Annotated in this window: 26 protein-coding genes; 4 read left to right on the forward strand and 22 right to left on the reverse strand. The window is 64.4% G+C overall.

Annotated features, from left to right (window positions below):
* Window positions 1–17: 17 nt before the first annotated feature.
* Entirely contained in the window at window positions 18–1,010 is a 993-nt protein-coding gene (locus FJ418_RS14825) for an arabinose ABC transporter substrate-binding protein (protein ID WP_140866657.1), read from the reverse strand.
* Window positions 1,011–1,278: 268 nt separating this feature from the next.
* Between FJ418_RS14825 and FJ418_RS14830 the strand changes: the two genes are divergently transcribed.
* Together FJ418_RS14830 and dgoD are read left to right on the forward strand one after the other, a co-directional pair.
* Complete coding sequence (locus FJ418_RS14830; RefSeq protein ID WP_140644844.1) at window positions 1,279–1,968, forward strand: FadR/GntR family transcriptional regulator; 690 nt, start codon at window positions 1,279–1,281, stop codon at window positions 1,966–1,968.
* 14 nt (window positions 1,969–1,982) lie between these two features.
* Entirely contained in the window at window positions 1,983–3,131 is a 1,149-nt protein-coding gene (gene dgoD, locus FJ418_RS14835; protein WP_140866660.1) for a galactonate dehydratase, read from the forward strand.
* 47 nt (window positions 3,132–3,178) lie between these two features.
* Here the strand turns inward: dgoD and FJ418_RS14840 are convergent, their stop codons facing one another.
* From FJ418_RS14840 to FJ418_RS14890, 11 genes are all read right to left on the reverse strand, one after another.
* The gene (locus FJ418_RS14840; protein WP_140866663.1) at window positions 3,179–3,838 is read right to left on the reverse strand and encodes a DUF2161 family putative PD-(D/E)XK-type phosphodiesterase; all 660 of its coding nucleotides are present in this window, start codon (window positions 3,836–3,838) and stop codon (window positions 3,179–3,181) included.
* 67 nt (window positions 3,839–3,905) lie between these two features.
* Window positions 3,906–5,183 carry an L-fuconate dehydratase gene (locus tag FJ418_RS14845; protein ID WP_140866666.1) on the reverse strand — a complete coding sequence of 426 codons (1,278 nt, stop codon included), beginning with the start codon at window positions 5,181–5,183 and terminating at the stop codon, window positions 3,906–3,908.
* 64 nt (window positions 5,184–5,247) lie between these two features.
* The gene (locus FJ418_RS14850; protein ID WP_140866669.1) at window positions 5,248–5,979 is read right to left on the reverse strand and encodes an SDR family oxidoreductase; all 732 of its coding nucleotides are present in this window, start codon (window positions 5,977–5,979) and stop codon (window positions 5,248–5,250) included.
* Window positions 5,980–5,997: 18 nt separating this feature from the next.
* Window positions 5,998–6,444, reverse strand: a complete 447-nt coding sequence (locus tag FJ418_RS14855) for a MaoC/PaaZ C-terminal domain-containing protein (protein WP_140866671.1) — start codon at window positions 6,442–6,444, stop codon at window positions 5,998–6,000.
* 9 nt (window positions 6,445–6,453) lie between these two features.
* Window positions 6,454–7,527 (reverse strand): Gfo/Idh/MocA family oxidoreductase, encoded by a 1,074-nt coding sequence (locus FJ418_RS14860; RefSeq protein WP_140866674.1) that lies wholly within the window; start codon window positions 7,525–7,527, stop codon window positions 6,454–6,456.
* Window positions 7,520–7,849: an L-rhamnose mutarotase gene (locus FJ418_RS14865; RefSeq protein ID WP_140866677.1), complete on the reverse strand. Its 330-nt coding sequence runs from the start codon at window positions 7,847–7,849 to the stop codon at window positions 7,520–7,522. Before FJ418_RS14865 ends, FJ418_RS14860 begins: the two co-directional genes overlap by 8 nt.
* Before the next feature lie 10 nt (window positions 7,850–7,859).
* Window positions 7,860–8,972 carry a mandelate racemase/muconate lactonizing enzyme family protein gene (locus FJ418_RS14870; protein ID WP_140782473.1) on the reverse strand — a complete coding sequence of 371 codons (1,113 nt, stop codon included), beginning with the start codon at window positions 8,970–8,972 and terminating at the stop codon, window positions 7,860–7,862.
* Between the two features lies 1 nt (window position 8,973).
* A complete protein-coding gene (ugpC, locus tag FJ418_RS14875) occupies window positions 8,974–10,071 on the reverse strand; it encodes a sn-glycerol-3-phosphate ABC transporter ATP-binding protein UgpC (protein WP_140866679.1) in 1,098 nt (365 codons plus the stop codon).
* Window positions 10,072–10,075: 4 nt separating this feature from the next.
* Window positions 10,076–10,942: a carbohydrate ABC transporter permease gene (locus FJ418_RS14880; RefSeq protein WP_140644767.1), complete on the reverse strand. Its 867-nt coding sequence runs from the start codon at window positions 10,940–10,942 to the stop codon at window positions 10,076–10,078.
* A 2-nt stretch (window positions 10,943–10,944) separates the two neighbouring features.
* Window positions 10,945–11,841, reverse strand: coding sequence for a sugar ABC transporter permease (locus tag FJ418_RS14885; RefSeq protein ID WP_140866682.1), 897 nt, complete (start codon window positions 11,839–11,841; stop codon window positions 10,945–10,947).
* 119 nt (window positions 11,842–11,960) lie between these two features.
* Window positions 11,961–13,277, reverse strand: coding sequence for a sugar ABC transporter substrate-binding protein (locus tag FJ418_RS14890; RefSeq protein WP_140853808.1), 1,317 nt, complete (start codon window positions 13,275–13,277; stop codon window positions 11,961–11,963).
* A 165-nt stretch (window positions 13,278–13,442) separates the two neighbouring features.
* On the opposite strand from FJ418_RS14890, the gene FJ418_RS14895 reads away from it, so the two are divergent.
* Window positions 13,443–14,231 carry an IclR family transcriptional regulator gene (locus FJ418_RS14895; protein WP_140866685.1) on the forward strand — a complete coding sequence of 263 codons (789 nt, stop codon included), beginning with the start codon at window positions 13,443–13,445 and terminating at the stop codon, window positions 14,229–14,231.
* 167 nt (window positions 14,232–14,398) lie between these two features.
* Window positions 14,399–15,238, forward strand: a complete 840-nt coding sequence (locus tag FJ418_RS14900) for an amidohydrolase (RefSeq protein WP_140866687.1) — start codon at window positions 14,399–14,401, stop codon at window positions 15,236–15,238.
* A 25-nt stretch (window positions 15,239–15,263) separates the two neighbouring features.
* On the opposite strand, the gene FJ418_RS14905 is transcribed toward FJ418_RS14900, so the two are convergent.
* From FJ418_RS14905 to FJ418_RS14950, 10 genes are all read right to left on the reverse strand, one after another.
* Complete coding sequence (locus FJ418_RS14905) at window positions 15,264–15,698, reverse strand: type II toxin-antitoxin system VapC family toxin (RefSeq protein WP_140650564.1); 435 nt, start codon at window positions 15,696–15,698, stop codon at window positions 15,264–15,266.
* Entirely contained in the window at window positions 15,698–15,940 is a 243-nt protein-coding gene (locus FJ418_RS14910) for a type II toxin-antitoxin system Phd/YefM family antitoxin (protein ID WP_140644761.1), read from the reverse strand. Before FJ418_RS14910 ends, FJ418_RS14905 begins: the two co-directional genes overlap by 1 nt.
* A gap of 183 nt (window positions 15,941–16,123) precedes the next feature.
* On the reverse strand, window positions 16,124–17,089 hold the full coding sequence (locus FJ418_RS14915; RefSeq protein WP_140866690.1) for an ABC transporter permease: 966 nt from the start codon (window positions 17,087–17,089) through the stop codon (window positions 16,124–16,126).
* 5 nt (window positions 17,090–17,094) lie between these two features.
* Window positions 17,095–18,036: an ABC transporter permease gene (locus FJ418_RS14920; protein WP_140866693.1), complete on the reverse strand. Its 942-nt coding sequence runs from the start codon at window positions 18,034–18,036 to the stop codon at window positions 17,095–17,097.
* On the reverse strand, window positions 18,033–18,770 hold the full coding sequence (locus FJ418_RS14925; RefSeq protein WP_140866696.1) for an ATP-binding cassette domain-containing protein: 738 nt from the start codon (window positions 18,768–18,770) through the stop codon (window positions 18,033–18,035). The genes FJ418_RS14920 and FJ418_RS14925 overlap by 4 nt, the downstream gene beginning before the upstream one ends.
* On the reverse strand, window positions 18,763–19,500 hold the full coding sequence (locus tag FJ418_RS14930) for an ATP-binding cassette domain-containing protein (protein WP_140866698.1): 738 nt from the start codon (window positions 19,498–19,500) through the stop codon (window positions 18,763–18,765). Before FJ418_RS14930 ends, FJ418_RS14925 begins: the two co-directional genes overlap by 8 nt.
* Window positions 19,501–19,657: 157 nt before the next feature.
* Complete coding sequence (locus tag FJ418_RS14935; RefSeq protein ID WP_140866702.1) at window positions 19,658–20,842, reverse strand: substrate-binding domain-containing protein; 1,185 nt, start codon at window positions 20,840–20,842, stop codon at window positions 19,658–19,660.
* A gap of 26 nt (window positions 20,843–20,868) precedes the next feature.
* Window positions 20,869–21,996: an extracellular solute-binding protein gene (locus FJ418_RS14940; RefSeq protein WP_140866971.1), complete on the reverse strand. Its 1,128-nt coding sequence runs from the start codon at window positions 21,994–21,996 to the stop codon at window positions 20,869–20,871.
* A 14-nt stretch (window positions 21,997–22,010) separates the two neighbouring features.
* Entirely contained in the window at window positions 22,011–23,171 is a 1,161-nt protein-coding gene (locus tag FJ418_RS14945; protein WP_140866705.1) for a CaiB/BaiF CoA-transferase family protein, read from the reverse strand.
* A gap of 3 nt (window positions 23,172–23,174) precedes the next feature.
* A complete protein-coding gene (locus tag FJ418_RS14950; RefSeq protein WP_140866708.1) occupies window positions 23,175–23,726 on the reverse strand; it encodes a MaoC family dehydratase in 552 nt (183 codons plus the stop codon).
* Window positions 23,727–23,862: the final 136 nt, after the last annotated feature.

Genomic DNA, 23,862 nt, shown 5'->3' on the forward strand with positions numbered 1-23,862 from the left:
TGTTTGTACAGGGAAGGCTATTCGATGCCGAGGTCCTTGCGCACCTTCTGATAGTCGTCGCGCTTGGCCAGCGCGCCGGAGGTCAGCGTAAGCTTTGCCGGCTCCTTGTTGTTGGCGATCCAGTCATACATGTTCAGCGCCGTCTCGTAACCATGGCGCTTCGGCGAGATGATCACCGTGCCGACGAAGCCGGTCGCGGCCGGTTTCTTGAACTCGTTGATCGCCGATTCCGCGCCGCCGATGCCGACGCCGATCATGCCGTCCGCCGGAATGCCGACGCTTTCGGAAGCGCGCACGGCGCCCAGCACCGCCTCGTCATTGAGGCCGAAGGCAATCCACTTCTTGATGTCGGCATGGGCATTGAGCACCACGGTCGCGGCATTGAGCGCGGCTTCCGTATCGGTCTTGGCCTGCGGCGCGTCGAAGATGTTCTCGGCCTTGAAGCCGGCGGCCTTCAGCACCGAGATCGCGCCTTCGACACGGTCGACGGCGGTCGGCAGTTGGTCATAGGAAACGCGGATCGCGCCGACCTCGTCCATTTTCCAGCCGCGCGCCTTCATCTCGTCGATAATGGCCTGACCCACGGCCTCGCCGATCTTGGTGGCGGAGATGCCCATATGCGGCACGTCTTCGAGCGGCTTGCCGTCGGCGCCGACGAGGCGGTCGTCCACCGTCATCAGCTTCAGATTGTTGGCGGCTGCCTTGGCGACGATGCCCGGGCCGAGCTTCACATCCGGCGTGCAGACGACGAAGCCTTGCGCGCCCTGGGCGCCGAGATTGTCGATCGCCGACATCAGCTTCTCGCCGTCTTCGGCACCGATCTTGACGAGAGTGAAGCCCTTTTCCTTGGCAGCCTGGTCAGCGAATTTCCATTCGTCCTGGAACCAGGGTTCCTCGGGCTGTTTGACGATGAAGCCGATCTTGGTGTCCTGCGCATAGGCAGACGCGATTGTTGTGACCGACAAGACGGCGAGAGCGCCCGCGACGAGCGCGGTTTTCAAAAGTCGCATGTTTACCTCCCAGCGAACGGCCGGGCGCCGAGCCCGGGCCTCCCGTCATTAATCAATTTCATCATACACGTCAATTGATCTGGTATGATAAATGATTTAAATAGTCCGCTCAGTAGCGCTGGCGCAAATCACCGGTATCCGCTAAGGCCGGGCCGAGCGCGCGCAAACCAGGGTTCGCTGCCTTGGAGGAGGGGCTGAGGTGAACGAGACACCGAAGAAGGCTGACGAGGCGACGGAGGAGCGCGAGACGGCGCGTCGCCCGCGCGTCATGCCGGATGTGACAAGAGCGCTCGCCTCCGACATTTTCTCGGGCCGCTATCCGGCCGGATCGTCGCTGCCGACCGAGAACGATCTCGGCATCGAATATGGCGTCAGCCGTACCGTCATACGCGAAGCGCTGAAGGTGCTGGCGGCCAAGGGGCTGGTGCTGTCCCGGCCACGCGTCGGCACGGTCGTCTGCGACCAGGACAAATGGAACATCATCGATCCGCAGGTGCTGGCCTGGCATGCGCCGCATGCGCTGGACGACAAATTGTTCGACGCGATCCTCGAAACCCGCCGCGCCATCGAGCCGCTGGTCGCCGAACTCGCGGCAACGCGCGCGACGTTGCAGGAGATCGCCGACCTCGAAGCAGCCTGGCAAGGCATGGCCGGCGCCGGCGAGGACCTGACGCAATTCTCGCGGTCCGACATCGTCTTCCACCAGATCGTCTATGGCGCGAGCCACAACCCGATCTTCCGCCAGATCGGCAAGCTGATCGACACGGCGCTGCTGTTTTCGCTGGAAGCCACGGCGACGATCTCGCCGGTCAGGCGCAGAGAAGCGGCGGCGGCTCACGGCGAGGTGGTCGAGGCGCTGCGGATGCGCGACGCCGTGGCTGCGCGAAACGCGGCCAACAAGATACTCGATCTCGCCGCGCGCGACCTCGTCAGCGCCAAGAAACTGAAAAACAACTGAGACCGGCCGACCGCATGAAGATCACCGCTCTGACCACCTATATCGTTCCGCCGCGCTGGCTGTTCCTCAAGATCGAGACCGATGCCGGCATCAGCGGCTGGGGCGAGCCGGTGGTCGAAGGCAAGGCGCTGACGGTCGAAGCGGCGGTCAAGGAACTGGCCGACTATCTGATCGGCAAGGATCCGCGTCTGATCGAGGATCATTGGACGGTGATGCATCGCGGCGGCTTCTATCGCGGCGGGCCGATCCTGATGAGCGCCATCGCCGGCATCGACCAGGCGCTATGGGACATCAAGGGCAAGGCGCTCGGCGTGCCGGTGCATGAATTGCTCGGCGGCAAGCTGCGCGAGACGATCAAGGTCTATTCCTGGATCGGCGGCGACCGGCCGGCCGAAGTCGCCGCCGGCGCCTGGGATGTCGTGGCGCGCGGCTTTCAGGCGCTCAAGATGAACGGCACCGAGGAACTGCAGATCGTCGACAGCCATGACAGGATCGATGCCGCGGTCGAGCGGGTTGCCATGGTGCGCGAGTCGGTCGGCCCCGATATCGGCATCGCCGTCGATTTCCACGGCCGCGTGCACCGGCCGATGGCGCGCATCCTGGTCAAGGAACTGGAGCCCTACCGGCTGATGTTCATCGAGGAGCCGGTGCTGAGCGAGAACCGCGAGGCGCTGAAGGAGATCGCCGCGCTCGGCTCGACGCCGATCGCGCTCGGCGAACGGCTCTACAGCCGCTGGGATTTCAAATCGGTGTTCGAGGAAGCTGTCGTCGACATCATCCAGCCGGACCTGTCGCATGCCGGCGGCATCACCGAATGCCGCAAGATCGCGGCGATGGCGGAAGCCTATGACGTGGCGGTGGCGCCGCACTGTCCGCTTGGGCCCATCGCGCTGGCCGCGTGCCTGCAGCTCGATGCCGTAAGCTACAATTGCTTCATCCAGGAGCAGAGCCTGGGCATCCACTACAATGCCGGCAACGACCTGCTCGACTATGCCGCCAACAAGGATGTCTTCCGTTACGAGGATGGCTATGTCGCCATTCCCGACGGCCCGGGCCTGGGCGTCGAGATCGACGAGGATTATGTGAAGGAGCGCGCCAAGGAAGGGCATCGCTGGCGCAACCCGGTCTGGCGCCACAAGGACGGTTCGTTCGCCGAATGGTAAGCCGGGCGCCGAGTGGTAAGCCGGCGAATTTTTCGTCACCCAATAGCTTATAAGACCACCGCCGCGGGTGTGATCGCGGCAAGGCCGGCTTCTGTCAGTGCATAGATGCCGCGCTCGGCGCGGGCGAACCAGCCATAGTAATTATGCTGCAGGATGGTCGCGGCGCGCGGCGAAAGCGCCTTGAGGTCGCGCGGCCGTTTCGGGCCGTCGGCCATGGCGGCGGCGCAGGCCAGCGCCTCCTGCCGGTAGGCAGTCATGATCGGCCTCCTGCGCGTGCTGCCGCCGACGGACGGATCGCCCTTGCGGCGGTGATGTTCCTCGACCAGGCGCGAGCGCCGCCTGGGATCGCGGCGCGGCGGCAGGGCGGCGGGACTGAGAAGCAGCTCGACCTCGCCCTTCTTGCCGACGCCCAACAGACCGAAGCCGAGACGGCGGCACAGCGCGCGGAAGCGGCGATCGTGCTCCCTGCCCTTGCCGCGCGCCGACATCAAAGCAGCCAGCCAGACCTCGTCACAGGCCGCCGCGCGGTCGACGGCTTGCAAAACAAGCTCGAGGTTGAACTGCAGCTTCAATTCGCAAATGACGACAACTGGCGGCTCGCCCGCGCGGACGCCGACCACGTCGCAGCCGCCGATCTCGCCCTTGACGGCGAAATCCATGCTCTCGAGGAACCGCTTCACCGGCTCGTAGAGGGATGTTTCCTGCATGCGACAGGCATAGCCGATTCGCGGCGGTCCGGTCGCGTGCTGCGGCACGGTTTGCAGCGCCGATGCTTCAGGCGCGATGCAGGTAATCCTCGATCGACTGAGCTTTCATCTCGATCGAGAAACCGGGCGCCCGAGGCGGCATATAGGCGGCGTCGCGGATCACGCAGGGTTCGAGGAAATGCTCGTGCAGGTGGTTGACATATTCGATGACGCGTCCGTCCTTGCTGCCTGACACGGCGACATAGTCGATCATCGACAGATGCTGAACATATTCGCAAAGGCCGACGCCGCCGGCATGTGGCCAGACCGGCAGGCCGAACTTGGCGGCGATCAGCAGCACCGCCAGCACTTCGTTCAGCCCCCCCATGCGGCAGGAATCGATCTGCACGACGTCGATCGCACCGCCGGCGATGAACTGCTTGAACATGATGCGGTTCTGGCACATCTCGCCGGTCGCGACCTTGATCGGCGCCACAGCCTTGCGGATATGTGCGTGGCCGGCGACGTCGTCGGGGCTGGTCGGCTCCTCGATGAAGAAGGGCTTGGCGAAGGCCAGGTCCTTCAGCCAGTCGATCGCCTGGTCGACCTCCCAGACCTGGTTGGCGTCTATCATCAGATAGCGGTCCGGGCCGATCACCTCGCGGGCGATCCTGAGACGGCGGATGTCGTCGGCGCGGTCGCGGCCGACCTTCAGCTTGATATGATTGAACCCATCGTCCACCGCTTCCTGGCAAAGACGCCTGAGCTTGTCGTCGGGATAGCCGAGCCAGCCGGCCGAGGTGGTGTAGCAGGCATATCCCTCGCGCTCGAGCGCGGCGATGCGCCCGGCCTTGCCGGCCTCGGCCTTCGTCAGGATCGCCAGCGCCTCTGCCGGTGTGATCGCGTCGGTGAGGTAGCGGAAATCGACGATGCGCACGATCTCTTCCGGGCTCATCTCGGCGACCAGGCGCCAGACCGGCTTGCCGGCCTCCTTGGCCCACAGGTCCCAGACCGCGTTGACCACGGCTCCGACTGCAAGATGCATGGCGCCCTTGTCCGGGCCGATCCAGCGCAGCTGGCTGTCGCCGGTCACATGGTGCCAAAAACGGCCTGGGTCCTCTTTCACCCAGTCGAGCTCGAGCCCGACGACGCGGTGGCGCAGCGCTTCGATCGCCGCGCAGCAGATCTCATTGCCGCGGCCGATGGTGAAGGTGAGGCCATGGCCCTTCAGCGATGGGACATCGGTGTCGAGGATGACATAGGCGGCCGAGTAATCCGGGTCCGGATTCATCGCGTCGGAGCCGTCGAGGCTTTGCGATGTCGGGAAGCGCAGGTCGAAGGTTCTGAGGTCCGTGATCTTGGTCATGCCTGCCTCTTAACTGGGCTGCCTCGTAGCTGGATTGCCGCCGCCGCTGGCTGCCGGAACGGCCTCAGATCGACCAGCCGCCGTCGATGTTATAAGCCTGCCCGCTCGTGTAGGTCGCACCGGCCAGATAGACAGCGAGGTCGGCGATCTCGTCGGGCGTGCCGATCCTGCCCATCGGCTGGCGGGCGATGAAAGCGGCGCGGGCCGCCTCATAGTCGCCCTGCGCCTGCATGCGGCCCTGAAGCGAGGGGCTCTCGACGGTACCCGGGCAAATGGCGTTGCAGCGTATGCCCTTGGCGACATAATCGGCGGCAATCGATTTTGTCAGACCGATGACCGCGGCCTTGGTCACACCATAAGCAAAACGGTTCGGCACGCCCTTCGGGGCGCCCGCCACCGACGCCATGTTGATGATCGAGCCATCGCCGCGTTCCAGCATGCCGGGCAGCACGGCGCGGATGGTGCGGATCATGGCGCGCACGTTGAGATTGAAGGCGAAGTCGAGATCCTCGTCCTTCATCTCGAGGATCGAGCCGGCATGGACGAAGCCGGCGCAGTTGAACAGCACGTCGACGCGGCCGATTTCGGCAAAGGCGGTTTTCACCGCAGCGTCGTTCAGCACATCGAGTTTTCGCGCCGCAATGCCGGGCGTCTTGCTAAGTTCGGCTAGGGCCGCCTCGTTGATGTCGGTGGCGTGGACGATGGCGCCGGCCTTTGCGAAAGCCAGAACGCTTGCCCGTCCAATGCCCTGCGCGGCCGCCGTGACGACCACGACCTTGCCTGTGATATCAGCCATGTTCTTTTGTCTCCGTCTTCAGCCGGGCCGTCGCTCGACGATGTAGATGTGATCCGCCGCCAGCACGACCTCGTCGCGCTGGTTCAAAACCTCGACACGCTCGATGACACGTCCGGCGTTTGGCCGTTTCGGGTCGTCCTCCTTGGCGGCGATGGTGGTGCGCGTGCGGATCGTGTCGCCGATGAAAACCGGCTTGATGAATCGCACCCGGTCGTAGCCGTAGGAGAAGGCGGCGGGATTGATCACGCTTGCCGTCAAGCCGACGCCGACCGAGAAGACCAGCGTGCCATGCGCGATGCGCTGGCCGAAGGGCGTCGTCTTCATGAACTCGGCGTCCATGTGATGCGGAAAGAAGTCGCCGGTGTGGCCGGCATGGACGACGAAATCGGTCTCGGTGATGGTGCGGCCACTGGTGAGGCGCGACGAGCCGATCTCATAGTCCTCGAAATAAGTGGTCTGTTCCATGACGCGCTTCTACGGCTTTGCGGCCAGCGGCGTCGCCGGCGCGGCACTGGATTTGTAGGCGGCCTCGACCAATGCCATGGTGTGCCAGGCATCCTCGACGGAGCTGACAAGCTCGGCGTCCTCGCCGGAAGCAAAACGCTGGACATTGGCCATGCGGCCGACAAAGGCATCGGGGAACCATTCGCCGGCGAGCGGCACGCTGACCCAATCCGACCCGCCCTTGGGATGGATTTCCAGAATATCGGGCTCGCCGCGCGGATAGTCGAGATTGAGGCCGAGCTGGACGTAAGCCGCGCCTTCGGTGCCGCAGATGCGGAACTCGCACGCTTGGTAGCGGCGGCCGAATTTGTGGTCGTGGTTGATCGACAGCCCGCAACGCACCGTGTCGCCATAGTCGAGGATGGCGCTGGTGCGGGTCTGCGCAACCTTGTGGTTGGGATGGCCGAGCGTCTTGGCATGCACGCCCAGCGGATTGCCGAGAAGCTGGCGGATCAGATCGAGATAATGGATCGAATGCATGGCGATCTCAACGCGCGGCGCCTTGAGCAGGAATTCCCACAACTGCCAGGGCGTGTCGAGCGCCAGAAGCGCGTCGAAATCGACGACCTCGCCCAGCCAGCGCTTGGCGATAGCGTCCTTCAGCGCCAGCATCATCGGCGCGAAGCGAAGCTGGAAGTTCACGGCGGCCTTCAGTTGCTTGGCGCGGCAGATTTCGAGGATCTCGGTCGCCTCGCCGAGATAGTTGCCCATCGGCTTCTGGATCAGCGCCACCGCGTCGTCCGGCAGGGCCTTCAGCACCTCGGCATGTCGGCCCGGCGGCGTGGCGAGATCGAAGATTGCGTCCTTCACCGCCGCTGCTTCCTCGACCGAGCGGAACGCCGTCACGCCCCATGTCTCGGCGAGCTTCCGCGCCTTGGCCTGGTCCGGATCGTAGAGGCCAGAAATCGGGAAGCCGCCCTTGCGGTAGGCGGGAAAATGCGCGTCGCCGACGATCGAGCCGGCGCCGAAGGTGACGATCGGGCGCGGCTTCGACGGTTTCGGCCAGGACTGCGCCAGCGATACCGGATCGAAGGCATCAATCATGATGGAAGACCTCGTCCATCGACGCCCACCACTCGCCTTCCTTGCGGGTCGGCAGCGGCTCCTGGCAAGGCATGCAGACCGCCCACCATTCCTGCGTCTTCGGATCGGCGGCCATCTTGGCCATGTCGGCGGCGTAGTCGGTGCCGTGATATTCGAAATAGGAGAAAAGCAGGTTCTCAGGCCGCTTCAGGTAGATCGAATAGTTCTTGATGCTGCAGGCCGAGATCATGGTCAGCACGTCCGGCCAGACGGCAGCGTGAAGGCGGACATATTCCTCGACCTTCTCGGGTTTTAAGCCCAGCACCATTCCCATGCGCTGCATATCCGCCTCCCTATTTCACGATCGCCGTGGTGAATTCGGCGATGCTTCTTGCCTTCACGGCGTCCCAGTCCCAGTCGATGCCGATGCCGGGTTCGCTGGGCGCCAGCGCATGGCCATCCTCGATGCGCATCTTGGCGCCCGTCAACTCATCGAGCTGCGGAATATACTCGACATATTTGCCGTTCTGGATGGCGCAGACCAGACTGACATGCAACTCCATCAGGAAATGCGGGCAGACCGGCATATCGAAGGCCTCGGCCGCATGGGCCACTTTCAGCCAAGGGGTGATGCCGCCGATGCGGCCGACATCGACCTGGACGATGTTGCAGCCGCCCTTCTGCATGTACTCGCGAAAGTGCCTGATGGAATAGAGCGATTCGCCGACGGCGATCGGCGTCGGCGTCGAATTCGACAGCCGCACATGGCCGTCGATGTCGTCGGCCGGCAGCGGCTCCTCGATCCAGGCGAGGTCGAGCTCGCGCAGCCGTTCGGCGCGGCGGATCGCTTCGTCGACGGAAAAGCCCTGGTTGCAGTCGGTCATGATCTCGTAGCCGTCGCCGACCGCCTTGCGCACGGCCGAGAGCCGCGCGACGTCCTCGGAGCCGTGCGGCTTGCCGATCTTGACCTTCGAGCCGGTGAAGCCTCTTGCCTTCGCGGCAAGCGCGTCGTCGACAAGTGCGGCCGTCTCGATATGCAGCCAGCCCCCCTCGGTGGTGTAGAGCGGGCAGCGGTCCTTGGCGCCGCCGGCAAGCTTCCAGAGCGGCAGGTTCTGTTTTCTCGCCCGCAGATCCCAAAGCGCCGTGTCGATCGCGGCCAGCGCTATAGCGGTGATGGCGCCGATGGTGGTGGCGTGGGTGGCGAATTCGAGATCGTGCCAGATCGCCTCGATCTGGTCGGCGTCGCGGCCGATCAGGCGCGGCGCCAGATGGTCGGCCAGAAGCCGCATCACCGAGGAGCCGCCGGTGCCGATCGTATAACTGTAGCCGGTGCCCGACGCGCCGTCGGCATCCGTAATGGTGACGATCGGCGTCTCCTGGCTGACGAAGCTCTGGATCGCGTCCGTGCGCTTCACCTTCGGCACGAGGTCGACCATGCGCAGTTCGATTTTCTCGATTTTCGCCATGTTAGTTCCTCAGCGATTTGCCGGTTTCAGCGGAGAACAGATGCGCGCGGCTCAGATCGAAGCTCATGCCGATCCGGTCGCCCGCTTTCAACGGTTTCGGATTGAGCATGCGCGACACCCAGTCGGCGCCGTTGAACTCGGCGAAGACCAGCGTTTCGTTGCCGAGCGGTTCGGTGATGCTGACCGGCAGCTCGACGCGGTGGACTTCTGTTTCGCCGCCGGAGCTGAGGCCGTGACCGGTCGGATAGAAGTCGTCCGGACGAATGCCGAACACGACCTTGTCGCCGGCCGCCGTCTTCGACTTGAACTGGCCGGGCAGCGGCAGGCTGGCGCCGCCGCTGAAAACAAGCTTGCCATCGCTCACCGCCGCCTCGTGCAGGTTCATCGGCGGCGAGCCGATGAAGCCGGCGACGAAGTGGGTCGCGGGTCGGCTGAACACCTCGTCCGGTGTGCCGACCTGCTCGATGTAACCAGAGCGCATTATGACGATGCGATCGGCAAGCGTCATCGCCTCGACCTGGTCGTGGGTGACGTAGATGACCGTCGACTTGACCTTGGCGTGCAGCTTCTTGATCTCGGTGCGCATCTGCGTGCGCAGCTTGGCATCGAGGTTGGAGAGCGGCTCGTCGAACAGGAAGACATCGGGATCGCGCACGATGGCACGGCCCATGGCGACGCGCTGGCGCTGGCCGCCGGAGAGCTGCGAGGGACGGCGCTCGAGCAGTTCGTCGAGGCCGAGGATGGCGGAGGCTTCCGCCACACGCCGGTCCATGTCGTCCTTGGCCGCACCCGCGATCTTCAAGGAGAAGCCGAGGTTCTCGCGCACCGTCATATGCGGGTAGAGCGCATAGGACTGGAACACCATGGAGATGTTGCGCGAGCGCGGCGGCAGGTCGTTGACCACGCGGCCGCCGATGTCGATCGTGCCGCCGCTGATGTCCTCGAGGCCGGCGATCATGCGCAAGGTCGTCGACTTGCCACAGCCGGACGGACCGACCAGCGCGATGAATTCGCGGTCGGCGATGTCGAGATCGATGCCGTGCACGATCTCCATGTTGCCGTAGCGCTTGGTGAGCTCTTTCAGCGAAACCGTTGCCATGAAGTCAACCTTTTACCGCGCCGGAGGTGAGGCCGCCGACGAGGTGTTTCTGGACGATGTAAGTAAGGGTCAGCGCCGGGATGATCATCACCACGGCCAGCGCGCACATGCCGCGCCAGTCGATGGTGAACTCGGCCGTGTAGTCGAGCAGCCCGACGGGCAGCGTCTTGGAATTGACGGAACGGGTCAGCTGCGAAGCCAAAGCGAACTCGTTCCAGCAGGTGAGGAAGGCGAAGATCGCGGCCGAGGCGATGCCCGGACGCGCCAGCGGGAATTCGACCTGCCAGAAGGCTTGCCAGCGCGTGCAGCCGTCGATCTGCGCGGCTTCGGCGAGGTCTTTCGGCACCTGGCGGAAGAAGCCGTCGATCAGCCAGATGGTGAAGGGCACATTGAGCGCGACATAGGCCAGGATCATGCCGATATGGGTGTCGATGATGCCCAGCCGCACATAGAGGAAGAACAGGGGAAGCGAGAGCGCGATGCCGGGCACGGTGCGCGTCAGCATCAGGCCGAGGAACATGCCCGACTTGCCGCGGAACCGGTACCGCGCGAAGGCGTAGCCGCCGGCCATGCCGATGGCCACCGCAATCACCGTCGAGGTGACCGAGATGATCAGCGAGTTGCGGAAATAGTCCAGCACCGGGATGCCGCCCTTGCCGATGCCGCTGAACATCGCGACATAGGCATCGAAGGAGAGTTCTTGCGGGATCCAGACCGGCGGCTTGGCCATGATCTCGACCGTGGGCCTGAGCGACGACAGCACGATCCAGATGCCCGGCAGGCAGATAAGCAGCATGGCGAGGAACAGGCCGACACGGTGCGCGACGGTCAGCGCGCGGCGCGTGAGGCGGGCGGAGGCGTTCTCGTCCATCGTCACCACTCCGCGCCGATCTGCGCGCGCGCCGCGGCGAGCTTGTTGTAGAAATAGACGGTGAAGGCGATCGACAGCAGGATCGAGAAATAGGCCATGGCGTTGGCGAGACCCATGCGGGCGTCGCTATAGGCGGTGCGCCCGACCAGCGTCCACAACAGCTCGGTGCGGCCGGCCGGGCCGCCATCGGTCATGATCTTGACGATGTCATAGGCGCGCGCGACGTCGAGCGAGCGGATCGTCATGGCGATATAGGCGAAGGGCATGACGAACGGCCAGGTGACATAGCGGAAGGTCTGCCAGGGCGTGCAGCCGTCGACGCGCGCCGCCTCGATCGGTTCCCTGGGCATGGCGAGCAGGCCGGCCAGGATCAGGATGGCGAAGATCGAGGTCGACGACCAGATCTCGGCGATCGAGATGGCGATGAAGGCGAGATGGCCTTCGATCAGCCACGGGATGGCGTCCTGCGTGATGCCCAGCGACTGCAGCGCGTTGTTCACCAGGCCGATATTGTCGTTGAACATGAATTTGAACTGGAAGCCGACCAGGATCGGCGAGAACATCATGGGGAACATCATCAGCGTGCGCAGGATGCGCTGGCCGCGCGTCGCCTTCTCCACCAGCATCGCCAGGCCGAGGCCGAGCAGCATTTCGAGGTTCAGCGCGATGGTGAGCAGGAGCACGGTGCGGCCGAAAGCCCACCAGAAATCCGCATTGGACAGGATCGACAGATAGTTGCGAAGGCCGACGAAGACGAAGAACGTCTCGGGCCGCGTCAGGCGGAACGGCGTGAAGCTGGAATAGAGCGACAGGATCAACGGCAGCACCACGACCGCCGCCAGCACGACGATGGCCGGGAGCAGCAACAGGAACGGCGCGGATGGCTTGAAGCCCTTCATCGGGACCCTGTGAAAGAAACGACTGAGCCGGCCCCGGCCGAAGCCTGGGGGAGATTTGAGCAGCCGCAAAGACTGCAGCCTCCCCGGTTTGCCGGGGAGGCGATTTACGAGCGCGATGCCTAGAGCTTGCCGGCGTCCTGGAGGATCTGCGTCGCCTTGGCGGCCGCCTCGTCCAGGGCCTGCTTGGACGTCTTGTCGCCGAGGATCGCCGCCTGCAACTCGGGGTAGACGGCGTTCGAGATCTCGATCCATTCCGGCGTCTGCGGCACCGCGAAGGCGTGCTTGGCTTCCTCCTGGAAGGCGGAGAGAACCTCCTTCTTGTAAGGATCGTTTTCAGCCTGCTTCAAGTCCCAGTCCCAAACCGCGGTGCGGGTCGGCAGCGGGCCGGCGGCGGCTTCCAGCTTCTGGCTGTCCTCGTTGGTCAGCCACCAGACCAGGGAGGCGGCGGCTTCCTTGTTGGCGCAGTTCTCGGTCACCGAGAAGCCGTGGAAACCGGACCAGCCGGTGCGCTTGCCGGAAGACCCCTTGGGCGCGACTTTCACGCCGACATTGCCGGCGACCTTCGAGGACTTCGGATCGTTGAAGAAACCGGCCCAGCCCGGCCAATCGAGGTTGATCGCCACGGTGCCCGAGGCAAAGCCCTGGCCGAGATCGTCCCAGAGATAGTTGGTCGTGCCGGCCGGCACCGCCTTGGCCTTGTAAAGGTTGACGAACCAGTCGAGTGCACGGATGCCGGCCTCGGAGTTGAAGACGGGCTTGCCGTCCTTGTCGAGATATTCGCCACCCTCGGCGACCACCATCTCGTAGAAGCGGCCGTTGATCGCCTCTTCCTTGCCGGCGAACTGCGTGCCGTAGAAATTGGGCGGGTTGGCGAAGAACTCGGCCTGGTCGGTGACTTCCTTCCAGGTGTCGGGCGGCGCAAGGTCATAGCCGTATTTGGCCTTGAACTTGGTCTTGTTGTCGGCATTCTCGTAGAGGCTCTTCTGGTAGTAGAGCGCCGAGACGTCGAACTGCGCGCGCGGCAGCATTTCCAGCTTGCCGTCGATGGTCGCGGCCTTGATCGTCGACGGCACGAAAGCGTCGATCTCTTCCTTCGGCAAGAGCTTGCTGAGGTCGGTGTAAAGGCCCGTATACTGCGGCGCGAAGGACGAATGGTTCCAGCCGACGCACCAGTTGGTGCTGCCCGAGGCGATGTCGGACTTCAATTCCTTGTCGATGTCGAAGCCGTTCTTCTTGGTCAGGATGTTGACCTTGGCGCCGGTCGCCTTCTCCCATTCGGGGATGCGCTCGTAGAGCTTCTCATATTGCTGGCCGCCGATCAGCTTCACGTCGATCGTCACGCCCGGAAATTTGCCGGGCAGATCGGCCGAAAACGCCGTGCCGCTCAGCAGCAGGCCAGCCAGGCCGGCGGAAATGCCTAGAACCAGTCTCGTCATGTTCTCCTCCCATGGGCTCGCAGCGACGGCCCGCCGAGTGCGTGACCGATCGCTTAAGCTTCATTCATATGCAAATAGCATTTTCATTCCCGGGTCAAGATGATTATGCTTCCAGCGGAATGAAGTCCATGCATATATGCAGATCGAAATTCACTGGAGGGGCAGGTGGCAGAGGAAGAAGATGGGGACCGCTACCGCGCGCCGGCGCTCGACAAGGGCCTGGACATCCTCGAGCTCTTGTCGAGCGTGGATGGCGGGCTGACCCAGGCGGAGATCGCCAAGCGGCTCGACCGCAGCCCGAACGAGTTCTACCGGATGCTCGACCGGCTGGTGCGGCGCGGCTATGTCACCAAGATCGACGGCGACCGGTATTCGCTGACGCTCAAGCTGTTCGGCCTCGCGCAGCTGCATGCCCCGGTGCGGCGGCTGGTGTCCTATGCGACGCCGATCATGCGGGAACTGGCCGAAACCTCATGGCAGGCCAACCAGTTGGTGGTGTTCGACCGCGGCGCGGCCGTGGTCATCGCGCAGCAGGAAGCGCCGCGCTATTGGGGCATTTCGATCCGTGTCGGCTCGCATATCAGCCTGTTCGACACCGGTTCCGGCCATGTGCTGCTCGCCTTCCGCTCACCCGACGAGCGCAAGATGATGATCGCCGAGCATCTCCAGAGCACCGAACAGCTCAACCTGACGCCGGAGTTCTTCGCCCGCCTCGACCAGGTGCGCGACCGGGGCTACGAGATGATGGCGTCGCTGCAGACCGCCGGCGTCTACAATCTTTCGACGCCGGTGCTAGGCCCCGACGGCAGAGCCATCGCGGCGCTGACCATCCCCTACATCACCCTGGTCAACGCGCCGACGGCGCCGGATATCACGCTGACGATCCGGCATCTGCAAGGTGCCGCCGCCAGGCTCTCGCAGCTCGCCGGATCCGATGTGCCGCAGTCGCAGTAATTTCTTATTTGAATAATGGATTTTTCGGCGGGATAGTGTCCTAGAGTGGATGAACTCAAAAGCAGCCGGTCATCCCGCTCTAACGCCTTGTTTTTTGGAGCATGATCTTATCCGAAAAGTCTGCAGCTTTTCGGGATCATTCTCCGGTCCACGGAGGATACGTCGCCATGATCATCGACACGCATCTGCATCTCATCGACCAGAGCGCGCTCCGCTATCCGTGGCTGGCCGGCGCGCCGGCGCTCAACCGCGATTTCTCCTATGAGGAATATGCCGCCGACGCGCGGCGCTCAGGCATCGAAGGCGTCCTGCATATGGAGGTCGATGTCGACCCCGCCGATATCGTTGCCGAGACAGCTTATGTGAAGTCGATCGCCGGCCGGGCGGATAGCTTACTCAAGGGCGCGATCGCCTCCTGCCGGCCCGAGGAGGCCGGTTTCGAGGCCTATCTGGAAACGGTCAAGGCCGAGCCCTTCGTCAAGGGTTTCCGCCGCGTGCTGCATGTCGTGCCCGACGATCTCTCGGAAGGCGCGCTGTTTCGCCGGAACATCAAGCGGCTGGCCGGCACCGGACTGACCTTCGATCTTGTGGTGCTGCCGCACCAGATCCCGAAGGCGATGGCGCTTGCCGACCTCGCGCCCGACGTCCAGTTCGTCCTCGACCATTGCGGCGTGCCCGACATCAAGGGCAATGCCGAGCATCCGTGGCGCGAGCATATGGAAGCAATCGCCAAGCGGCCGAACGTCACGGCCAAGATCTCCGGCGTCGTCGCCTATGCCGACCCGGCGACGTGGACGGTCGAGACGCTCCGGCCCTATGTCGAGCACACGATAAGCTCGTTCGGCTGGGACCGCGTGATCTGGGGCAGCGACTGGCCGGTCTGCACGCTGGGTGGCGGGCTGACGACCTGGATTGCCGCCACCCATGCACTGCTTGCCGGCACGAGCGAGGCGGAGCGAGCACGCCTGCTTTCGGGCAATGCGCGCCAGTTGTGGCGGCTTGGATAGGCTAAAAAAGGAGCTCGCCTGCAAACTAATCGCTGTCAGCGAGCATTTGCGCCGGCACACCGAGCTCTGGCCCGGCGTCGGCGAGCCGCTGATCAAGCGTATATATCGTGGCGCCATGCTCCGATGCGATGGCGAGATGCAGCGCGTCCCCTGCTCGAAGTCCAAGATCGTGCCGATCGGCAAACCTCGCTGCCGCCCGGAACTGCCCGCCCGTCACGCCCAGGACGGTAAAGCTCTCCGCGACAAGCCTATTAAACACGGCAAGCGCGGCGGCGCGCTGTTCCAGGCTGATTTGTCCTGTGCGTAGCTTGATCGCCATGGCGGACGACATCTCGGTGACGGTCCAGTCGCTAATGAGAAGCTGCGCCGGCTCCTGTTCCGTCAGCCAAGCCTGCACACGCGGCGTCATCGTTTCGTTCGAGAGAGCCGCCACGATCAGCGACGTGTCGAGATAGAGCATCAGTAGCGATCGCCATCCCGCATCGACCGGACGAGATCGGCGGCGCCCTGGGACTGGGCCGACATCGCTGCCGTCAGCGAGCGAAGCAGCGCGATATCGATCGGTTTGCGCGGCCCGACTACGGCAGTGAGTCGTGCGACCGGCTTGCCGCGACGAGTGATGTCGATCGAATCGCCCGCCTCGACCCGGTCGATCAGTTCGCTGAGATGGGCCTTGGCATCGGCGAGATTGATCGCGTTCATGTCGCACTCCTGACCATGTAGATAGTCATATAGCGCATCGGGCTGGACAATTCCAGAACGATGCTTCTCTGCGATCAACTGACGGCTGGACCAGCCTCTGTAACCCCAAGGTGTCGTACGCTAAGTCGCCCAAGTGCGACATTTTACGAGGGCGACCAGGAATCAAACAGCTTGCCGCTCGATCTAAACCGTCGTGCGAACGTGGCGCTCGCGGCCGTAGAGCGAGACCAGAAGCAGGATGACCAGGCCGAGCGCGGCCTGCACCGTCGACGGCCGGAAGCCGAGACCGATCAGCAGCGTGTTGATTTCGGTCAACACCAGGACGCCGGCGATGGTGCCGAGATAGCTGCCGCGGCCGCCGACAAGCGCCGCGCCGCCGACCACGACGGAGGCGATCGTCTGGAAGAGATAGGGCTGGCCGACATCGCCATAGGCCGAGCCGGTGAAGCCGAGCAGCAACACGCCGGCGACAGCCGCGAAGAAGGCGCTGGCCGCATAGGTGACGACCCACATGCGCAACGGATCGATCAGCGCCAGGAGCGCTGCCTCCGGGTTGCTGCCGACCGCGTAGAGCCGGCGCCCGTAGGGCGTGCGTGCAAGCACCAGCACGATCAGCGCCGTCAGTACCACGAGGCAAGGCACTAGCAAGGGCACGGGCAAGGGACCGACCGAGCCGCCGATCGAGACGAAGCTGGACACGGCCTGCGGTGCCGAGCCGGATGGAAAACCGCCGGTCCACAACAACACGGCGCCCTGGACGATCATGCCGATGCCGAGCGTGACGATCAGCGGATGGATGTCGAGCCCGCGCGAGATCAGCCCGTTCAGCGCCCCGATGGCGACGGCAAGCACACCGACGACAACGCAGACCAGGGCGAAGTTCCAGCCCTGGCCGTAAAGCTGCGCCGCCACGACATTGGCGAAGCCGATGACGAAGGGGATGGAAAGATCGATGCCGCCGAGGATGACGACCAGCGTCTGGCCGATCGAAGCCACCGCCAGCAGCGAGGCGATGACCAGCAGCGCGCGGATGGCGAAGGGCGCCGAATAGCCGGGGATGAGCAGCGTGCCGACGATCTGCAGCAGCAGCGCCATCAGGAAGGCACCGGCGATGCGGGCGTTGGTGGACTGGAACCAGTTGCTTATCATCCCGGTCAGCCTTTCCGCCTCGACAGCCGTTCCTGCACCGCCGTCAACACCACGGCGATAACGAGGATCAGGCCATAGGCGATCTGCAGCACATAGGTTGAAACGTTGAAGGTTGTGAGCAGGCTCTGCAGCAGGAAGATGTCGATGGCGCCGATCGCCGCACCGCCAAGCCCGCCGCGCCCGCCGGCGAGGCTGACGCCGCCGAGCGCCACGGCGGCAATCGCAATCAGTGTGTAGGTCGGGCCGATATTGGGGTCGGCCGAGCCGATCAGCGCGGTGAGCATCAGCCCAGCCGCGGCGGCGAAGATCCCGGTCAGGACATAGGCGATGAGCCGCACCTTGGTCACCGGCACTCCGGCGGTATAGGCGGCGCGGTCGTCGCTGCCGACGGCCATCAGCAGGTCGTAATAGGGCGTGCGGCGCACCAGGAGCCAGCACAGGCCGATCAGCGCCAGCGGTAGGATCGAGAGCGGCCCGGCCATGGCCTTCAGCCAGTCCGGCGCCGGACCGATCGGCGCCGGCAGGATGGTGAGCGTGACGCCGGTCAGGATCAGATAAGTGCCAAGCGTCGCCACGATCGGTTGAATGCGCAGGATCGTGGCGAGCACACCGTTCGCGGCGCCGACCGCCGCGCCAACCAGCAGAGCCGCGGGAACAATGATCCACGGTGACGAGATGCCGAGATTGAGGAACAGCACCTGGATGACCAAAGCATTGACGAAGCCCATGAGCGGACCGACGGAGATATCGATGCCTCCGCGTCCCGCCAGGATGACCGGGGCGGAGGCGACGGCTGCGCCGATCAGCGGTGCGGCCAGCCCCAGCAGCGTGCCCCAGGACGAAGGCTGAAAGCGCGCCGGGTTGAGCGTGACGTTGAGCACGAGCAGGACGACGAGCATCACCGCGGCAAAGCCGACGTCACGGAGCTTGCGAAGGACCGGGCTCATGCGGCGCGCCCGAACATGGCGGCAATCACGGTGTCGGTGGTCATCTCCGCGCCCGCGAACTCGGCCGACACGCGCTGCTCGCGGAACACCAGCACGCGGTGGCAGAGAAGCAATATCTCCTCGATCTCGCTGGACAGGATCACCAGGGCCATGCCCTCGGCGGCGAGGCCACGGAAGACGTCATAAAGCACATGACGGGTCGCCACGTCGACGCCGCGCGTCGGATCGTTGAGCAGAAGGAAGTTCGGCTCCAGGGCCAAGGCGCGGGCGAGCAGCACCTTCTGCTGGTTGCCGCCGGACAGCGTCGTTATGGCAGCATCCGGACGCGGCGCGACGATGCTGAGCTTCTGCCTGTAGGTCTCGTAGCGACGACGGCGTGCCGCGAAGCTCAAGAAGCCGAAGCGGCGGTCGTTCGACACGGTGGAGATGGCGAAATTGTCGAGCACCGACTGCGTCGGGAAAATGCCGGTCGAACGGCGGTCGCGCGGCAGATAGGCGATGCCGCCGGCGACGGCCTTGCGGAAGCTGGTGATCGACCCCGCCTTGCCGTCGACTGCGATCTCGCCGGCGACTGGCCGCTCAAGCCCGGCCAGCGCGCGCAGGAAGCGTTCCTGGCCATGGCCGTCGAGCCCGGCAAGACCGACAATCTCGCCCGCCGCGATCGTCAGACTGATCGGATCGACACCGGGAGCGATGACGAGCTCCCGCACACGGAGGGCCTTTGCATCAGCCATGCGCCAGCTCCGCGGCCGTCTGCGGCGCCATCGCCGCCAGGAGCTCGGCCGGCGTCGAAACACCGCGCTCCTCGGTCTTCACCACCCGGCCGGCGCGCAGGATGGATATCCGGTCGGACAAAGCCATCACCTCGTCCATGCGGTGCGTGATGAACAGGATCAGCGTGCCCGCCCCGGCCATCGCGCGCATAAGCGCGAAGACCGACTCGCGATCGGCGAAGTCGAGCGCCGCCGTCACCTCGTCGAGGATCAGGACACGCGGGTTGCGAATGACGGCGCGGGCCAGCACGACAAGCTGTCGCGCGGCAAGCGGCAGCTCGCCGCATGGCCGGTCGAGATTGATCGGCGTCACCGCGAAGCGGTCGAGTGCGGCCTGCGCCCGGGCGCGTCGCTCGCCACGCGGCACGCCTCGTCGCCAAAGGCCGTCAAGGCCGAGCAGGATGTTGTCGGTCACCGAACGATCGGGCGCGACCAGCACCTCCTGGAAGACGGTAGCAAAGCCAGCGGCTTGGAAGGCGGCGGGCTGCGTGCCGGAAAACGCCTTGCCGCCCAGCAGGATCGCACCCCTATCCGGCTGCACGATGCCGGACAACAGTTTCACGAGCGTGCTCTTGCCCGAGCCATTCTCGCCGAGGATCGTATGGATCGTGCCGGGACGGAAGACGATCGACGCCTCGGCCAGCGCGACGGTTTCGCCATAGCGTTTGGAGACGCCTTGGACTTCGAGCATGTGTCTTTCCAAGATAGAGAAGCCGGCCCTTAGAGCGTTTCACCGTTTCACGGAAACGGCAAACCGCTCTATCTTTTCGTTTTGACGCAATTCCGGACGGAAAACCGTTTCACACTTTTCCTGGAATTGCTTTAGCGAGAGCCGGCTTCGCAAAACATCACTTGGCGCAGGCGTCCGGCACCTTGGAATAATCCCAGCCCTTGGTCGGCGCGGGATTGGCGAAATAGGCGTCGAGCACGTCCTCGGGCATCGGGTCGGTCGGCGGCACCGGGAAGACCGAAACGGCATCCGGCGTCATGCAGTCCTTGTACCATTTGTCGAGCTCGGCGGCATGCACCGGCGGGATCGGGATCAGCAGCGTGTTGAGCTTCGGCTTCTGGCCGTCGAGCATGCGCTCTCCGACGCGAAACAGCGTCTGCGCGGTCCAGCCCGGCAGCACGGCATGGCCCTCGAAGCGGTATTTGTAGGGATTGGCTTTCCAGTAGCCGAGCGCGTCGCCGGTGATCGAGCCGGTGATCAGCGGCGCCGGCCGACCGGCTTCGGCGAAGGCTTCGGCCACGACGCGGCTTTCGGAGCCGGTCGTCCACACCGCGTCGATCGGCGCCGGATTGGTGGCGATGGCCTGCAGCACCACCGTCTTGGTGACGTTGGCCGTCCAGTTGCCGTTGACGGTGCGCGCGACCTTGAGGCCCTTGTTCTCGCCAAGCGCCTTGTCGGCGCCCTGCTTTTCCTGGACCACGATCGGATGACCGGCGATGCCCTCCACCACCAGCACGCTGGCGTCGGGCTTTGCCTTGCCGATCGCCGTCATCATGTCATAGCCCCAGCGGGCATAGTTGGAATCGACATTGATGGCGTTGGGGCTGGTGATCGAGCCCGCCGCGGTGATGAAGGGGATGCCAGCCTTGGCGGCGGCATCCACGGCATCGTCGAGCGCCGTCGCCGAGCCCGGGATCGAGGTGATGATCGAACATTTCTTGTCGATGAAGGCACGGATCTGGTTGATCTGCTGGCTCGGGTCGTTGTTCGAATCCGACACTTCGAAGCTCGATACCGTGCCGTCGGCGATCAGGCCCTCGACCAGCCGCTTCAGCTCCTTGGTGACCGACACGCGCCACGGATTGCCCTGGTAGCTCTCCGAGTGGCACCATTTCCACGGCTTGGCCGGCGGCGTGAAATTATCCCAGGCCGACGGCAGCACTTTCTGCGGCGCACCGTCATACTGTGCCTTGAGATCGGCAGGCAGGCCGTCGATCACCGACTTCACGTCGGCGGCATGGGCGGCGAACGGGATCGAGACTATGGCGGTTGCGGCGAGCAGGCCGCGTATCAGGCTGGTCATTTTTTCCTCCCTTGGTGCACCAGAAACTAGCCGGCGGCGGCCGGCGCGAAACTTTCCCTGAACAGGCGATTGATGTCGGCGACGACTTGGCCGGCGTCCTGCCTGCCGGCAAGGCCTTCATTGATGCGGTCCGAAGCCTGCTGTTGGAACGCCATGTAGCCGTCGTGGCGCGGGCGGACCCAGGCGCCTTCGAGCGTCGCCCTCGTGTCGCGATAGAAGTGGCCGGTCGCGGCGTTGACGGCGTCGTCCTCCCAGGCCGCGGCATGGCCGGGCTGGCCGCCGGCGGCTGCGTAAGGCCCGCGCTGCACGTCGCCGCTGGCAATCCAGTAGGCGAAGTCGATCGCCGCCTCGCGCGCGGCGGAAAAGGCCGAGACGGCAATACCGGTTCCGCCAAGCGCCGAGCCGATCGGGCCGTTGCCGCCGGCGACCGGCATGTCGGCGAAGGCAAGACTGTGCGGTCGGAAACCCGCCACCGCATAGGGAACATAACCGTAGATCAGTGGCGCGCAGGCGATGCGGGAATTGGCTTCCGCCATCCTTTCAAACACCGCGATCGGGTCCATGGTCAGGCATGCGGAATCGACGAGCGCCGCGATCTCGCGCAGGATCTCGAGGACGGTTTCGCCGGTCTCGCCATCGATAAGGTCGACCGAACCGTCGACGATGCACGGCCGGCCAAGATCGGCGGCCAATGTGTAGAAGCACATCAGCGAATGCGGCGGCCGGAGCGGCAAGAGAACGCGGCCCTGCTCGGCAAGCGCCAGCACTTCGGTCCAGATCGCCGGCGCGGCTTCGATCAGATCCGGCCGCCAGGCCTGAACCTGGGTCGCGGCATCGATCGGAAATGCCCATTGCCGGCCCTGCCAGGTGTAACTCGGATAGGATTGGCCGACGCTTCCGGCGGCGAGTGCCTTACGTTCCGCCTCGCGTCCCGGCACATCGAGCGGCGCCAGACACTTTTCGGCGGTGATCTGGCCGACATGCGGATGGTCGATGACGATCAGATCATAGGCGCGGGCGAGTTCTTCCACCGGGAAGGATTCGAAATCCTGCAGCGTGCGCTTTTCCCATTCGATCGAAACGCTGGTCTTTTCCTTCCACAGCGCCGAGCACGCCACCATCGGATCGTAACCGCGCGGATGGCTCCAGGTCATGCCTTTCAGCCGGATCACAGGCCGAACTCCGCGCGAATCCTGTCGCTGTGTTCGCCGATGCGCGGGGCGGCGCGATCCACCCTGGCGCGGGCGCCATCGACGCGCAGCGGCGTGCGGGTGGTTAGGATCGAGACATTGTCCTCGCGCGTCACGGTCTGCAGCATGTCGAGCGTCTTGAAGCCGTCGCTTTCCATCAGTTCCGGCCAGGTCAGCACCTTGGCGCACCAGACATCGGCGGGCTCGAGGATGGCCAGCCATTCGTCGATGGTTTTCTCGGCGATGCGCCTGGCGACGATCGCCTTGATCTCGTCGCGGGCGGTGAACCAGGTCGCCGGCTTGTCGCGGAAAGGATCGAGTTCGGGCAGTTCGAGCAGGTCGGCAATCTTCGGGATCGGCGTCATGGCAATCGCCAGGTAGCCGTCCTTGGCAGGATAGACGCCGTAGGGCGCCGACAGATAGGCATGCGCGCTGCGGAAGGACGAGCGCTTCGGCAGACGGCGGCCGTCGTTGAGATGCGTGGTCAGCACCTCGAACTGGAAATCGATCAGCGCCTCGAGGAGGCTGGTCTCGACATGGCCACCCTCACCGGTGATGCCGCGCCGCACCAGCTTGGCGAGGATGCCTTGCGCGCAGGCAGCGCCCGCCAGCATGTCGGCGATCGCCAGGCCGAACGGCACCGGTCCCTGCTCCTCGTCGCCGTTGAGCCACATCACGCCGGAACGGGCCTGGGCGAGCAGATCCTGCCCCGGGCGCTTGACCCAGGGACCGTCCTCGCCATAGCCGCTGATCGAGGCGTAGACGAGCCGGGGGTTGATCGTCCTCACATGCTCATAGTCGAGGCCGAGCCGCTCGATGACGCCCGGCCTGAAATTCTGGATGAGCACATCGGCCCTGGCGATCAGCGCGCGCAGCATGGCGAGATCGGCCTCGTTCTTGAGATCGACGGCGAGGCTCTCCTTGCCGCGGTTGATGGCGTGGAAAATGGTGGAATCGCCGCCGATCTCGGTGTCGCTGAGATAGAGCCGGCGCGACAGGTCGCCGCCATCGGGCCGCTCGACCTTGATGACGCGCGCGCCGAGGTCGAGCAGGCGCAGCGAGCAGTAGGGTCCCGACAGGAACTGGCTCATGTCGATGACGGCGAGGCCGGTCAGCGGAAGTTCGTTTTCAGCGGCCACGGTTCACTTCTCTGTCTTGCCGACGAAATCGGCCGGGTTCTTGTATTTCACCGTCTGCAGGTGCTCGCAGTAGAGCACCAGCTCTCCTTCACCCTTGAAGACTTCATAGCTAGCGCGGATCAGGCCCATGTCCTGGTAGCGCGGCTTTTTGTCGAGGTTGGTGCGGATCGAATAGATGGTGTCCCCGATGAAGACCGGCTTGATGAAGCGCAGCTTGTCGTAGCCATAGGAAAAGGCGTTGATGCAATTGGTGGCAACGAGCCCGAGCCCGGCCGAAAAGACGAAGGCGCCCGCCACCAGCCGCCGGCCGAAAATGCCTTCCTTCTCGGCGAACATCTGGTCCTGCACGTAAGGATGGATGTCCAGCACCAGCGCATTGAACATATGGCTTTCGCCCTCGGCGATGGTGCGGCGGAGCGAGCGGATTTTGTGGCCGACCTGCCAGTCCTCGTAGAACCAGTTTTCCGAATTCCAGACGGGGATTTCGGCATGCGCCTCGGGCATGTCGGCCGGATGCGTCGAGGCGATACCGACGGTCAGTGAGAATGCGCTCATGATCCTCTCCGGGAGCTTCCGGCGCGGCCTGCAAGGCGGTTCCGGGCACGATGCCGGATGGCGAGACGCATGTCGCTTTTCCTCCCGTCAATTTTCTTTTGTAAATAATATTTTCACATATGGGATTGCCTTGCAA

Origin of the sequence: Mesorhizobium sp. B2-8-3, from assembly GCF_006440815.1 — a bacterium.
Classification (GTDB): Bacteria; Pseudomonadota; Alphaproteobacteria; order Rhizobiales; family Rhizobiaceae; genus Mesorhizobium.

What these genes read in the sequence shown, in the direction of transcription:
- FJ418_RS14870 (WP_140782473.1), bottom strand. Translation starts at nt 8,972, where the DNA reads ATGGCGAAAATCGAGAAAATCGAACTGCGCATGGTCGACCTCGTGCCG.
- FJ418_RS14860 (WP_140866674.1), bottom strand. Translation starts at nt 7,527, where the DNA reads ATGATTGATGCCTTCGATCCGGTATCGCTGGCGCAGTCCTGGCCGAAA.
- dgoD (WP_140866660.1), top strand. Translation starts at nt 1,983, where the DNA reads ATGAAGATCACCGCTCTGACCACCTATATCGTTCCGCCGCGCTGGCTG.
- FJ418_RS14840 (WP_140866663.1), bottom strand. Translation starts at nt 3,838, where the DNA reads ATGCAGGAAACATCCCTCTACGAGCCGGTGAAGCGGTTCCTCGAGAGC.
- FJ418_RS14845 (WP_140866666.1), bottom strand. Translation starts at nt 5,183, where the DNA reads ATGACCAAGATCACGGACCTCAGAACCTTCGACCTGCGCTTCCCGACA.
- FJ418_RS14915 (WP_140866690.1), bottom strand. Translation starts at nt 17,089, where the DNA reads ATGATAAGCAACTGGTTCCAGTCCACCAACGCCCGCATCGCCGGTGCC.
- ugpC (WP_140866679.1), bottom strand. Translation starts at nt 10,071, where the DNA reads ATGGCAACGGTTTCGCTGAAAGAGCTCACCAAGCGCTACGGCAACATG.
- FJ418_RS14905 (WP_140650564.1), bottom strand. Translation starts at nt 15,698, where the DNA reads ATGCTCTATCTCGACACGTCGCTGATCGTGGCGGCTCTCTCGAACGAA.
- FJ418_RS14850 (WP_140866669.1), bottom strand. Translation starts at nt 5,979, where the DNA reads ATGGCTGATATCACAGGCAAGGTCGTGGTCGTCACGGCGGCCGCGCAG.
- FJ418_RS14950 (WP_140866708.1), bottom strand. Translation starts at nt 23,726, where the DNA reads ATGAGCGCATTCTCACTGACCGTCGGTATCGCCTCGACGCATCCGGCC.
- FJ418_RS14880 (WP_140644767.1), bottom strand. Translation starts at nt 10,942, where the DNA reads ATGGACGAGAACGCCTCCGCCCGCCTCACGCGCCGCGCGCTGACCGTC.
- FJ418_RS14930 (WP_140866698.1), bottom strand. Translation starts at nt 19,500, where the DNA reads ATGCTCGAAGTCCAAGGCGTCTCCAAACGCTATGGCGAAACCGTCGCG.
- FJ418_RS14830 (WP_140644844.1), top strand. Translation starts at nt 1,279, where the DNA reads ATGCCGGATGTGACAAGAGCGCTCGCCTCCGACATTTTCTCGGGCCGC.
- FJ418_RS14890 (WP_140853808.1), bottom strand. Translation starts at nt 13,277, where the DNA reads ATGACGAGACTGGTTCTAGGCATTTCCGCCGGCCTGGCTGGCCTGCTG.
- FJ418_RS14825 (WP_140866657.1), bottom strand. Translation starts at nt 1,010, where the DNA reads ATGCGACTTTTGAAAACCGCGCTCGTCGCGGGCGCTCTCGCCGTCTTG.
- FJ418_RS14935 (WP_140866702.1), bottom strand. Translation starts at nt 20,842, where the DNA reads ATGACCAGCCTGATACGCGGCCTGCTCGCCGCAACCGCCATAGTCTCG.
- FJ418_RS14885 (WP_140866682.1), bottom strand. Translation starts at nt 11,841, where the DNA reads ATGAAGGGCTTCAAGCCATCCGCGCCGTTCCTGTTGCTGCTCCCGGCC.
- FJ418_RS14865 (WP_140866677.1), bottom strand. Translation starts at nt 7,849, where the DNA reads ATGCAGCGCATGGGAATGGTGCTGGGCTTAAAACCCGAGAAGGTCGAG.
- FJ418_RS14920 (WP_140866693.1), bottom strand. Translation starts at nt 18,036, where the DNA reads ATGAGCCCGGTCCTTCGCAAGCTCCGTGACGTCGGCTTTGCCGCGGTG.
- FJ418_RS14925 (WP_140866696.1), bottom strand. Translation starts at nt 18,770, where the DNA reads ATGGCTGATGCAAAGGCCCTCCGTGTGCGGGAGCTCGTCATCGCTCCC.
- FJ418_RS14855 (WP_140866671.1), bottom strand. Translation starts at nt 6,444, where the DNA reads ATGGAACAGACCACTTATTTCGAGGACTATGAGATCGGCTCGTCGCGC.
- FJ418_RS14900 (WP_140866687.1), top strand. Translation starts at nt 14,399, where the DNA reads ATGATCATCGACACGCATCTGCATCTCATCGACCAGAGCGCGCTCCGC.
- FJ418_RS14940 (WP_140866971.1), bottom strand. Translation starts at nt 21,996, where the DNA reads ATGACCTGGAGCCATCCGCGCGGTTACGATCCGATGGTGGCGTGCTCG.
- FJ418_RS14910 (WP_140644761.1), bottom strand. Translation starts at nt 15,940, where the DNA reads ATGAACGCGATCAATCTCGCCGATGCCAAGGCCCATCTCAGCGAACTG.